The organism is Rhodopseudomonas sp., assembly GCF_048594845.1.
GTDB lineage: Bacteria > Pseudomonadota > Alphaproteobacteria > Rhizobiales > Xanthobacteraceae > Rhodopseudomonas.
In genome coordinates this window covers 1-12,228 of record NZ_JBMDXE010000175.1, presented here as the reverse complement: position 1 = coordinate 12,228, position 12,228 = coordinate 1, and the positions used below count along the sequence as shown (strand labels likewise).

The window sequence follows — 12,228 nt, the reverse complement described above, 5'->3', positions numbered from 1 at the left end:
CGCGCGCGCCGGCCTGTCGATCAGGATGGCTGCAAGCGTCAGGCGACCTTGAAGTCGTTCCACCGCTTGTTCATGTAGGCGGACTCGTCCATCAGCGTGTTCCAGCACGAGATGTTCTTGACGCGGTCGAGGAACGAGCCGCCGTCGCGCTTGGTGCCGGCCTTCTCCATCGGCACGCCGTACGGATCGTTGACCACTTCGGGCGCCGGCTTGCCCTCGTACCAGAACGCCCATTCGGCCGGCGTCAGGAATTTCTTGGCGGTCGACGGCACCGGGCTGTAGTAGCCGTAGCGCGCCACGAAGCCGCCCTGCCAGCCGGACAGATACCAGTTGAGATATTCGTAGGCGGCGTCGAGTTTCTTGCCCGACAGATGCTTCATCAGCCCCATGCCGTTGCACCAGCCGCGATAGCCTTCCTTGCCGTTCTTGATGTTGACCGGCGCGTAGACGCAGGGAATTTCCTTGACGCGCACCGCGGCGACCGCCGGCGACCACATCGACTGGATGATCACTTCGCCCGCGGCCATCAGCTGCACCGACTGATCGAAGGTGGTCCAGGTGGCACGGAACTGGCCGGCCTTCTTCAGCTCGATCAGCTTGTTGCAGGTGAAGTCGATCTCCTCCTTGGTCATGTTGCCTTTGTTGCCGTACTTGATCAGTCCGGCACTCTCGAAGCACAGCGCGGCGTCCATGATGCCGATCGCCGGCACGTCGAGGATCGCGGCCTTGCCCTTGAATTTCGGGTCGATCAGGTCCTTCCACTCGGTGACTTCGTGGCCGACGAGATCGGGCCGATAGCCGATCGAGTCGGCGTTATAGACCTGCGGCAGGAACGTCGCCCAATCGGTGACGCCGTCGTGCAGATCGGTGGCGTCGGGCTTGGCGATGTACATCGCCTCGTAGGGCGAGATGCCCTGGCGCGGGATCTTGTGGCCGTCGATCTCGCCCTTGGTGAAGATCGGCAGGATGTTCTCGAATTCCTTGATCTTCTTGACTTCGATGCCCTGGATCACGCCGCGCTTGGCGGCCAGCTTGGCCTGCCAGCCTTCGAGATCGGCGATGTCGACGGTGTTGGGCTGACTGATGAAGCGGTTGATCGACGCCGAGGTGTCGAGGTTCTGCATCGTGACCTTGAAGCCGAGATCCTTGGCGGCCTGATCACCGATCGCCTTGACCACCGAGTAGGACACGCCGACATGGCGCAGCTCGATGTCCTTGATTTCCTGCGCCCAGATCGTCGGGAAGCCGCGGATCGCATCGCTGCCCACCGCCGCGCCGGCCACGGCCGCCGCGCCCTTCAGCAACGAGCGCCGGCTGAGTTTCTTCGCCGGCTTGGCTTCCGTCCCCGTCGGATCGGAAGTGGATACTCCGCTCTCCTTGTCGATCATGGCGCCCCTCGCTGATTGCGTTGAAGATGCGCATCGTCACGTCGGTCAGTAACGATGCGATCGGTCACGCACGAGGCTAGGGGCGCGAATTCGCGAAGTAAAATTGGAAGCAAAAATCGGCGACATAAACCGAATTAATGACGCCGCCGGCTGCACCGGCTTTCGGCACGCCGCCCAAGGATGCGTCAGCGAACGATTAGAAACCGGTCGGACCGCAGCTGCATCCCAGCGACGTAGTTCGCCGCGGATCGCCTAGGCTCGGCAGCACGAAGCGGACGAAGTCCCTTGCTAACATGATGGAATCGTTTCGCTGCTTCAGGCGCACAGGCGTTTGCGGAGATATCGCAAGGCCGGCACGGCTGCTCACCGCGCGGCCGAACGCCGCAGCGGTCGCGCTAAAGCTTCGGGCCTTGATCCCGCTGTGCTTCGCGCGGCGCGGGCGCATCGAGCGTTGCCCATCCGCGCTTGCCGGGCGGCTGCGGCAAGCTCTGTTGCAGCGTGGTGTTGCGCAAGATGTGCGCCTTCGAAATCATATGCGCCGTGATCGGCGCAGTCAGGAACAGGAACAGCGTGATCAGCACTTCGTGCAACGACAGCTCGCCGCGGATCAGCGCGAAATAAAGCAGCGAGGCGATCAGCAGCGCGCCGATGCCGAGCGTGGTGGATTTGGTCGGCGCGTGCAGCCGCTGCATGATGTCCGGCAGCTTCACCAGCCCAAACGATCCGACGAACAGGAACAGCGCGCCGATCAAGATCAGCGCCGACACCAGGAATTCGCTGAGCCACGCCATCGCCACTACTCGATCACATTACCGCGCAGCAGATATTTGCAGAACGCGACGGTGGACAGGAAGCCGACCGCGACGAACAGCAGCGCGACCTCGAAATACAGGCTGGTGCCGTACCAGATGCCGAGCACGACGACGAGGCCGATGGTGTTGGTCACCAGCGTCTCCAGCGTCAAAATGCGGTCGAGCACATCGGGGCCCTTGGCGAGCCGATACAGATTCATCACCGCCGCGACGGCGATGATGCAGACGGCGATCAGGCACGCGGTCGCGATCATGCAAAGATCTCCTTCAGCCGGCGCTCGTAGCGGGTCTTGATCTGCGCGACGGTGTCGTCCGGATCGGTGGTGTGCAGGCAATGCACCAAAATGGCGCTGCCGTCGGCGGCCAGATCGGCGCTGACCGTGCCGGGCGTCATGGTGATGGTGCCGGCGAGCAGCGCGATCGCCTCGGGCGAGGTTAGTTCGATCGGCACCACGACGTAGCGCGTCTGCAGCCGCGACGTCGGCCAGACCAACACCCAGATCGCGACCTGGATGTTCGACACAACGATGTCCCAGCCGACCACCGCGATGTATTCGATGATTTTGAGCGGCCGACGGATCCGCGGCCGCTGCGGCCAATACGGGCTGGTGAAGAGCGGGATCGCGACGCCGAGCACCAGGCCGAGCAGCACCGTGCCGAGCGAGATCGAATTGATCAGCGCCACCCAGACGGCGGCGATCAGCAGCGTCAAGATCGGGTGCGGCAGCAGCTTGGTCATCGGGCGCCCTCCGACGCCGCGGCCATTGAAGCGGGATCGACGGCGCGCACATAGGCTGTCACATCCAGCGCCTGCCGCGCGGTGGCGGCGAGGTCGCGCGTCACCGGGCCGGCGAACAGCGCCAGCAGCACGGTGGCGCCGAGCAACGCGGTGATCACGGTCGCCTGCAGCCCGATGCGCGGCGGCGTGATGGACGTGTCGTGAGAGGGCTGGGCCGCGACCTTCCAGAACAACGCGCTGCCGGCACGGGCGAAGCCGATGATGACGACGAGGCTGGTACCGAGCACGATGCACCAGCTCACGACCGCGAGCGGGCTGCGCCAGGTCGCATCGAGGATCAGCAACTTGCCGAGAAAGCCGGACAGCGGCGGCATGCCGGTGATGGCGATCGCGGCGACGAAGAACAGACCGCCGAGCAGATGTGCATGCGGCAGCGGTGGCGCCGGCACCAGCCGGTCGGCGAGCCGGCGCCGCTGCGCGTTCACCAGATCGGCGAGCAGGAACAGCGCCGCGCCGCTCAGCGTCGAGTGCAGCAGGTAGTACAGGCCGGCAGCGAGGCCGGCCTGATCGAACAGCCCGAGCGCCAGCAGCAGCGAGCCCATCGACCACACGATGGCAAAGCACACCAGCCCGGTCAGCGACGCGCTCGCCAGCACGCCGACGGCGCCGAGGATCAGCGTCGCGAGCGCCGCCGGCACCACCCACGGCGCCGCGATGTCGGCGACGCTGCCGGCATCGGCGCCGAACACCACGGTGTAGACCCGGACGATCGAATAGGCGCCGACCTTGGTCATCATCATGAACAGCGCCGCGACCGGACCTGCGGCCGCCGCATAGGCAGTCGGCAACCACCATTGCAGCGGCACCAAAGCGGCCTTCAGGGCGAACACCAGTAGCAGCAACAGCGCGCCGACCCGCAGCAGCGCCTCGTCGCCGGGGGCGATCTGCGCGACCTTGCCGGCGAGGTCGGCCATGTTGAGCGTGCCGGTGACGGCGTAGATCAGGCCGACCGCGAACAGAAACAGCGTCGAGCCGATCAGATTGATCGCCACGTAGTGAAAACCGGCGCGCAGCCGCCGCGGCCCGCCGCCGTGCAACATCAGCCCGTAGGAGGCGATCAGCATCACCTCGAAGAACACGAACAGATTAAACACGTCGCCGGTGAGGAAAGCGCCGTTCAGCCCCATCAGCTGAAACTGGAACAGCGGATGGAAATGCCGGCCGGCTCTGTCCCATCCGGCCATCGCATAGATCAGTACCGAGACTGCCAGCAATGCGGTGAGCAGCAGCATCGTCGCGGCCAGCCGATCGAGCACCAGCACGATGCCGAATGGCGCGCGCCAATTGCCGAGCAGATAGGGCTGCGGCGCGCTTTCGGCGGCCGTGGCGTAGAGCCAGATCGACAGGCCGAGCAGCGCCAGCGTCGCGGCGCAGGAGACGATGCGCTGCGCGACAAAGTCGTGGCGCAGCGCCAGCACCAAAAATGCGGCGACGGCTGCGGGCAGCACGATCGGGGCGACGATCAGATGCGTCATCGGCCGGCCTCGCGCTCGTCGCCGGCATCGACGCGCTCGCTACCGCTTTCAAGGAAACCGCGCAGCGCCAGCACCACGACCAGCGCGGTCATGCCGAACGATATCACGATCGCGGTCAGCACCAGCGCCTGCGGCAGCGGGTCCACGTAGTCGGTGACGCCCTTGGTGATGATCGGCGCCTTGTCGATCGCCAGCCGTCCCATCGCGAACAGAAACAGGTTCACCGCATAGGACAGGAAAGTAGTGCCGATGATCACCGGGAAGGCGTGGCGGCAGAGCACCAGATACAAGCCCGTCATCGTCAGGACGCCGATGGCGCTCGCGACCAGGATTTCCATTCAGCCCTCCTGCGCCGGCGACGCGCTGCGAGGCGCCAGCGGAATGTCGGAGGGGCCGACCGGCGCCGGGCCGCGCTTGGCGCGGCGTTCGACGCGCGAGATCTGCGACAGCGACAGCACCACTGTGCCAACAACTGTAAGGAACACGCCGGTGTCGAACAGCATCGCGGTGGCGAGCTCGATCTCGCCGATCAGCGGCAGATGGAAGTAACCGAACGAGCTGGTGAGGAACGGCCGGCCGAACGCGAGGGCGCCGAAGCCGGTGGCAGCCGCGATCAGCACGCCGGCGCCGAGCAGGCGGTGGCCGTCGATCCGCCGCTGCTCGGCGCTCCAGGCGTAGCCGCTGGCCATGAACTGCATGATGATGGCGATGGCGACGATCAACCCGGCGATGAAGCCGCCGCCCGGCTGATTGTGGCCGCGCAGGAAGATGTACATCCCGACCGTGATGGCCAGTGGCAATAACGCACGCGCGGTGACGGCCAGCGGCAGCGGATGCGCGTCGGCGGAATCGTGGCGCTGGCGCATCGCGTCGAGCCGGCGCGCCGCGGCGCCTTCCAGCGCGCTGGCGAGCATCGCATAGATCACCAAAGCGGCGATGCACAGTACGATGATCTCGCCAAAAGTGTCGAAGCCGCGGAAGTCGACCAGGATGACGTTGACCACGTTGGTGCCGCCGCCGCCCGGCTTGGATTCGGCCAGGTGATAGGCCGAGATCGAACTGCCGTCGCGCGTCATCACCGCATAGGCCAGCGCCGCCGCCGCGACGCCGCCGATGCCGGCGATCACGCCAGTGCGCAGCTTGTGCGAGAGCGGCTCGGTGGGCGTCAGCTTCGGCAGCAGATTGAGCGCCAGCAGCAACAGGATCACGGTGACGACTTCGACCGAGATCTGGGTCAGCGCCAGATCCGGCGCCGAGAACTGCATGAAGGTGAGCGACACGATCAGCCCGGCGACGCTGCTCAGGATCAGCACCAGCAGACGATGGACGTGGAACGCCATCACGGCGAGGCTGGCCGTAACCAGCAGCAGCCAGCCGACCAGCGCTGGCAGATTGACCGGCAGCATCGTCCGCGTACCAGACTCGTGGCGGCCACCGAGGAAACCGGCGACGCCGACGATCAGGATGGTCGCAGTGATCACCGCCAGATAGCGCGGCAGCGAATCATTGTGTAGCCGGCGGATCACCCAGCGCGATGCGCGCACGCTCGCTGCGATCACAGCATCGAACATCGCCTTGGCGTCGGGCCGCGGCAACGCGCGGCGCAGCGTCTCGAGCGGTGGATGAATCAGCAACAGCGCCAAACCGCCGGCGAGTGCGATGCCGCTCATCAACAGCGGTCCAGTGAAGCCATGCCAGATCGCCAGCGGATGGAAGTCGAGCGGGGCGGCGCCGACCACCGCCTGCGCGGTGCGTTCGACCACGCCGCCGGCGAGCAGCTGCGGCGCGACGCCAATCGCCACCACCAGCGTCACCAGCACCGCGACCGGTGCCCACATCCCGACCGGCGGATCGTGCGGGTGGTGGTCCAACTCGGACCGCGCGCGGCCGAAGTAAGTCCCGAACACGAACCGCGCCGAATACGCGACCGACAGCAGAGCGCCGAGCGTCGCTGCGGCGGGCACGATCCAGATGCTGCCGAACACGCTGGTGTCGGCGGCCGCTTCGAGCATCATCTCCTTGGAGAGAAAGCCGTTGAGCAGCGGCACGCCGGCCATTGCGGCGGCGGCGATCAGCGCCAGCGTCGCGCTGATCGGCATCAGCCGCGCCAGGCCACCGAGCCGGCGCAGGCTGCGCGTGCCGGTCTCGTGGTCGACGATGCCGGCGCTCATGAACAGCGCCGCCTTGAAGGTCGCGTGATTGAGAATGTGAAACATGCAGGCGATCACGGCGAAGCGCGTGCCGAAGCCGAGCAGCATGGTCATCAGCCCGAGATGGCTGACGGTGGAATGCGCCAGGATGCCCTTGAGGTCGTCCTTGAACAGCGCGATCCAGGCGCCGATCAGCATGGTGACAAGGCCGGTGGTGGCGACGATCGCGAACCACGCTTCGGTGCCGGACAACACCGGCCACAGCCGCGCCAGCAGGAAGATGCCGGCCTTCACCATCGTGGCCGAGTGCAGATAGGCCGACACCGGCGTCGGCGCCGCCATCGCGTGCGGCAGCCAGAAGTGGAATGGAAACTGCGCCGACTTGGTGAACGCCGCGCCGAGCACCAGCAGCAGGATCGGCATGTACAGCGGCGAGGCCTTGATGATGTCGCCACGCTGCAGGATCTCGGTGAGCTGATACGATCCCGCGGCCTGCCCGAGCAGCAGCATCGCCGCCATCAGCAGCAGCCCGCCGCCGCCGGTCACCACCAGCGCCATCCGGGCGCCCTGCCGGCCCTCCGGCAGATGGCTCCAATAGCCGATCAGCAGGAACGAGCTGAGGCTGGTCAGCTCCCAAAACACCACCAGCAGCAGGATATTGTCGCTGAGCACGATGCCGAGCATCGCGCCCTGAAACAGCAGCAGGAACGCGAAGAACCGCCCCATCGGATCGTCGCGATGCAGATAGAACCGCGCATAGACGATCACCAAGACGCCGATGCAGAGGATCAACGCGGCTAAGAACAGCCCGAGCCCGTCGAGGAAGAAGCCGAACGACAGCCCGAGCGCCGGCACCCATTCGGTGCTGAAACGCAGCGTCTCGCCGGCGATCACGGCGGGCGCCTGCGCCAGCAGCACAAGCAGCGCCGCGAGGCTGATCCCACCCGTCACCAACGCGCAGGCATTGCGGCCGGCCCGGATCGCGATCGCGGGCAGCACGGCGCCGAGCAGCGGCATCAAAACGATCAGAGCGAGCTGCATCGACTCCCTGAAACAACGTGCAAAATGCGACAAACACCGGGCGCATGCCACGGCTGCGAGACGGACGCTAGCGTGTGCAGGATTGCATCGGTGATGCAAGGGCAAGAGCCCGGCCATGGCTGATCCGAGGCGGAGCCGTCTTGCGGCATCCCTGCAGACCCTGCGCCGGACGCGGGCTCATTGATTCTGGCTCCGGCGCGACGACGCCACAAGGCGGCATATCGGCGCGGCTGCGTACTGAGTACGGTGCCGCTCAGGCGGCGTCAGCTCTGCAGGAAGCCGTCGAAATACGCCGCGAGCTCTGCGGTGGCGCCCAGCGGCATCACCTGCGCAATGTATTGGTCCGGCCGCACCACGACCATGCAGCCCGCAGTCCGATCGATGCCGCGGAGCGTAAAAATGTCCGGGCCGGCCCTCAGATCGGGGCAGAACATCTTCTCGTAGTCGGTCAGGCCGAACTTGCCCTTGGCCGGCCGCAGCAGCGCTGGCATCGTGGCGATCGACAGATCGCGGTGGTGCTGTTGAAACACCGCGCGGACGTCGAGCACCGCGTCGATATCCTCGTCGGCCTTGCGATACTTGCGCAGCGGCGAGGCATCGTTTTCAGCGAGCCAGCCACACAGGCGATGGATCGCGGATTCGGGATCGCCAGGGTCTTGATCAGTCGCAAACAAATACAGCCTGAAGCGACCATCGGCGCGTGCGACGTGGCCGAGCTGCAACGGCTTGGCGTCGGCGAGCCGGATCACCGGCGCAGAATGGAAGCGCGTGCCGACGATGAAGCCGGTGGCGAGCTGCTGATACGCGTCGCTGCCGGTGAGCAGCGACGGCGCGTAGTGCGTGGCGGTGCCGGCGGTGTAGCGACCGTGCTGGACGAAGTAACGCTGGGTTTCGGCCGGATCGGCCTTGGCGCCGTCATGTTTGGCGGAGGCGAGTAGCGCCGCCCATTCGCGGTCGAAGTCGATCAGCTGCTTTGCGATGGCGCGGCGCTCCGCCGAGTAGCTGTGCAGCAGCTCGGGCTTGGCGCGGCCGCGCAGCACGGCGGCGAGCTTCCAGCCGAGATTGAAGGCGTCCTGCATCGACACGTTCATGCCCTGGCCGGCCTTCGGACTATGCGTATGGCAGGCGTCACCGGCAATGAACACGCGCGGCAGCCGCGAGGCGACCGCGTCGTCCGGCACGTCGTCGAATTTATCGGTGAGGCGCTGGCCGATCTCATAGATCGACCACCACGGCACCTGCTTCACGTCCAGCCTGTAAGGATGCAGAATGCGCTGCGCCTTGGCGATCAGGTCGTCGAGGCCGAGCTTGCGATTGGCGACGCGTTCGTCGGCCTCAAGCCGGGTCAGCTCGACATAGAGGCGGAACAGATAGCCGCCCTCGCGCGGAATGATCAGCAGGCTGCCGTGCTCGGCCGACTGGATCAGTGCCTTGCAGCGGATGTCGGGAAAATCGGTGACGGCCAGCACGTCCATCACGCCCCAGGCGTGGTTGGCGGAATCGCCGCGCAGCTCGCGGCCGATCGCGGCGCGTACGCCGCTCCGCGCACCGTCGCAGCCGACCACGATGCGGGCGCGGATGGTCTCGGTTGCGCCTTGCTGCGCGGCATCCTGCCGCTGCAGCGTCACCGTCACGCGCTGCGTCCGATCGCTGCTGTCCGCCGGCGGCTGCAGTGAGACGAAGCGACGGGCATAGTACGGCTCCAGCTTGGCGGCGGATCGGCGCATCATGTCGAGATAGAAGTCGTGGACGCGCGCCTGGTTGAGCACGGCATGCGGGAATTCCGAGAGGCCATCCTCGACGTCCTGCACCCAGCCGCTGCGCGCGATGTGGTCCGGCTGCGCATCGTCGGGCTTCCAGAATGTCGTCTCGTTGATCCAGCAGGCTTCCTTCAGCACGCGCTCGCTGAAGCCGAAGGCCTCGAACATCTCGACGGTGCGGCAGGCAATGCCGTCGGCCTGGCCGAACTGCAGCGGCCCCGACTTCTGCTCGACGATGCAGGTGGTGACGTCGGAAAACTGCGCGAGCTGCGCCGCCAGCGTCAGCCCCGCGGGCCCACAGCCGACGATCAGCACGTCGACGTCGGCGGGCACGCTGCCGCTGGCACCGGGGCGCGGCGTACGCTCGACCGGATCAGCGATCGACGGATCGCCCGGCTCGAAGCCGTCGAGATGAAACTGCATGTCTCCTCCGGCGCTGCCGGGCGATGCCTGCGGCAGTCATTGGCGATTGAGTCGGCTGCCGGAACTTATCCGAAAATCGTCGGGCGTCATCCATCGAGGCGGCGCGACACGCGACGGCATGAGAGGTCCGCACCACCTCTCCACCGTCATGCCCGGCCTTGTGCCGGGCATCCACGCCTTCACGGAGTTACGAAGCTCGAAGGCGTGGATGGCCGGGACGAGCCCGGCCATGTCGTGGGCTAGGCGGAGTGCTTTGATCTGACGTGATTGAAGCCGCTTGCTAGACCCTGCCACATGCACAGCGTCATGGTGAGGAGGCGCGTAGCGCCGTCTCGAACCATGAAGCCGCGGGCGCCCGGCGCCATGGGCACACGCGCCGCGTGAGCATGGCCGCATTCTTCGAGACGCCCGACTTTGCCGGGCTCCTCAGGATGACGACGCAGTGCGTTCTGCAAGAGCTATGGCGGCCGGTGAGCGGAGCCGACTACGTCCCCACCCGCAGCGCGGCGCCCTGCTTGCGCAATAGCGCGATCACCGATAGCGGGGTTATCAATCCGGTGCGGGGGTTGTCGGAGGGGATGTTTTCGATGGTCATCGAGAACCGGGCCGAATCCGCATCGACCTCGATACGATGGGTATTGCGGGTGACGCCGGGGTCGGCCCAGATCTCCACCATGGTGCGGTCCGGGCCGATGCCGGCGAGCGACAGAGCCACCGCGACGTTGAGATTGGCCGGAAAGCCTTTGCCGGCTTCGCGGGCGCTGCCGTCGAACAGCTTGAGCGGCTCCTTCAAGCCATCAATGTCGATGCCGTTGTCGACGATGAACGGGGCGCCGCGCAGGCCATCGACCGGCTTACGGGTGATCATCCGCACCGAGTTAATGGTGCCGACCGCTGCGGCCGTCACCGCATCGAGGCCGATCAGCGCGCCGGTCGGCACGATGATCTGGCCGCCATTCTGCTTGGCGATGTCGATCAGGTCCTCGTGCTGCAGCAGCGCTGCGGCGCTGAGCACGATCGCGCTCTTGCCGCGGCTGACGAACGGCTCGACGATCGCGCGCAGCAGCTTGGCGGGCGCGGCTTCGATTACCACGTCCGCATGCTCGTGAAGCTGATCGAGCGGCACCACGGCCGGCGGCGTCGCGAACGTCGCGAGAAAATCGCGGTGCTTCTCCGGGCTGCCGCTGGCGACGGCTGGCAGCGTCAGGCCACCCAGGCCGCGATCGAGTTCACGGGCGATCGCGGCGCCGATCGCGCCGAGCCCGGCGATGGCGACGCGTTGCGGGGCTCGGCTGCTGCTCATCGGTTCGTCCTTCCGGCTCAGGCCACGCGCTCGCGGTGCACGCAGCGGCAGTCCATCTCGTAGTCGAGGCCTTCGATCGGCGGGCGGTTGTAGTGCCAGGTCAGGCCATGGCGGAACACGCCGCGCTTGCCGAGCTCGCTCTCCAGGAACGGGTGAATGTCGTGCACGGTGTAGAGCTGAGCGCCGGTGATGTCGGCCCAGCTGCCGCCGAACGCGCTCATCCGCCGCTCCATCTCGCCGAGCACGAACTGCGCCTTCTTCTGCAGGCCGGCCGGGCTGGTGTCGCCGAGCGCGACGGTGTGGTCGCGATAATTGCCCTTGCCCTCGGGCGCCTCGCCGCTGCCGGCGATCACGAACGACTTCGGCGCGTTCTCGGCCGGCACCGTGTAGGAGAACGCATAGAAGCTCGGCTCCGCCGGCGGATCGAGCTCCGGACAGACGTTGCTGCGCGCGATCGGGTTGACGCGATCCTTCATGATGCCCCAGTCGACCAGGGTCTTGATGTAGATCTCGTTGAAGTCGACGAAGCCCTGTTCGGTGAACGGCGCGGGCGAGCGCAATTCGCAGGCGCCGAATGCGGTCAGCGGCCGGCCGGCTTCCTTGAGGATCTCGGCGATCTTCGCAAAACCCTGCTTCAGCGGCACCGGGTTGGCGAAGCGTACGCGCTCGATGGCGAAGCCCGGCAGCGCGGCGATTCCGCAGGAATACTGGAAGACGCCCGGCATGTAGCGATAGCCGCTGTTCGGGGCTTCGACGGTCTCGATCATGATTCCTCTTTCGATCAGCAAGTGAAACTTCGGATTGTTATTCCTGCAGCACGCCCAGATAGGCGTCGCGGACGATCGGATCGGCGAGCAGCTCCTCGCCGGAACCCTCGCGGACGATGCGGCCCATATCCATCACGAAGGCGCGGTCGCACAGATCGAGCGCGATGGTGACGTCCTGCTCGACAAGCAAAATCGAGACGCCGTCCTTATTGAGCGTGCGTAGCGCGTCGACCAGCTGCTCGACCAGCAGCGGCGACAGGCCGAGCGAGAGTTCGTCGATCATCAGCAGCAGCGGCGCGCTCATCAGGCC

10 protein-coding genes and 1 pseudogene are annotated in these 12,228 nt (G+C 66.2%); all 11 read right to left on the bottom strand.

Annotated features, from left to right (window positions below; all coding sequences use genetic code 11):
* Nucleotides 1-38 precede the first annotated feature (38 nt).
* Nucleotides 39-1,388, bottom strand: a complete 1,350-nt coding sequence (locus tag ACOJTD_RS10945) for an ABC transporter substrate-binding protein (RefSeq protein WP_420132943.1) — start codon at nt 1,386-1,388, stop codon at nt 39-41.
* 395 nt (nt 1,389-1,783) lie between these two features.
* Nucleotides 1,784-2,179 carry a Na+/H+ antiporter subunit G gene (locus tag ACOJTD_RS10940; protein ID WP_420132942.1) on the bottom strand — a complete coding sequence of 132 codons (396 nt, stop codon included), beginning with the start codon at nt 2,177-2,179 and terminating at the stop codon, nt 1,784-1,786.
* A gap of 5 nt (nt 2,180-2,184) precedes the next feature.
* Nucleotides 2,185-2,454, bottom strand: coding sequence for a K+/H+ antiporter subunit F (locus tag ACOJTD_RS10935; protein ID WP_420132941.1), 270 nt, complete (start codon nt 2,452-2,454; stop codon nt 2,185-2,187).
* Nucleotides 2,451-2,939, bottom strand: coding sequence for a Na+/H+ antiporter subunit E (locus ACOJTD_RS10930; protein WP_420132940.1), 489 nt, complete (start codon nt 2,937-2,939; stop codon nt 2,451-2,453). The genes ACOJTD_RS10935 and ACOJTD_RS10930 overlap by 4 nt, the downstream gene beginning before the upstream one ends.
* Nucleotides 2,936-4,474, bottom strand: coding sequence for a monovalent cation/H+ antiporter subunit D (locus ACOJTD_RS10925; protein ID WP_420132939.1), 1,539 nt, complete (start codon nt 4,472-4,474; stop codon nt 2,936-2,938). The genes ACOJTD_RS10930 and ACOJTD_RS10925 overlap by 4 nt, the downstream gene beginning before the upstream one ends.
* Entirely contained in the window at nt 4,471-4,812 is a 342-nt protein-coding gene (locus tag ACOJTD_RS10920) for a Na(+)/H(+) antiporter subunit C (RefSeq protein ID WP_420132938.1), read from the bottom strand. The genes ACOJTD_RS10925 and ACOJTD_RS10920 overlap by 4 nt, the downstream gene beginning before the upstream one ends.
* On the bottom strand, nt 4,813-7,665 hold the full coding sequence (locus tag ACOJTD_RS10915; RefSeq protein ID WP_420132937.1) for a monovalent cation/H+ antiporter subunit A: 2,853 nt from the start codon (nt 7,663-7,665) through the stop codon (nt 4,813-4,815).
* Between the two features lie 263 nt (nt 7,666-7,928).
* Nucleotides 7,929-9,848, bottom strand: a complete 1,920-nt coding sequence (locus ACOJTD_RS10910) for an FAD-binding monooxygenase (protein WP_420132936.1) — start codon at nt 9,846-9,848, stop codon at nt 7,929-7,931.
* Between the two features lie 484 nt (nt 9,849-10,332).
* On the bottom strand, nt 10,333-11,151 hold the full coding sequence (locus ACOJTD_RS10905; protein WP_420132935.1) for an aspartate dehydrogenase: 819 nt from the start codon (nt 11,149-11,151) through the stop codon (nt 10,333-10,335).
* 17 nt (nt 11,152-11,168) lie between these two features.
* Nucleotides 11,169-11,918, bottom strand: coding sequence for a hypothetical protein (locus tag ACOJTD_RS10900; RefSeq protein ID WP_420132934.1), 750 nt, complete (start codon nt 11,916-11,918; stop codon nt 11,169-11,171).
* Between the two features lie 37 nt (nt 11,919-11,955).
* Nucleotides 11,956-12,228, bottom strand: a pseudogene (locus ACOJTD_RS10895) (branched-chain amino acid ABC transporter ATP-binding protein); the annotation flags it as partial.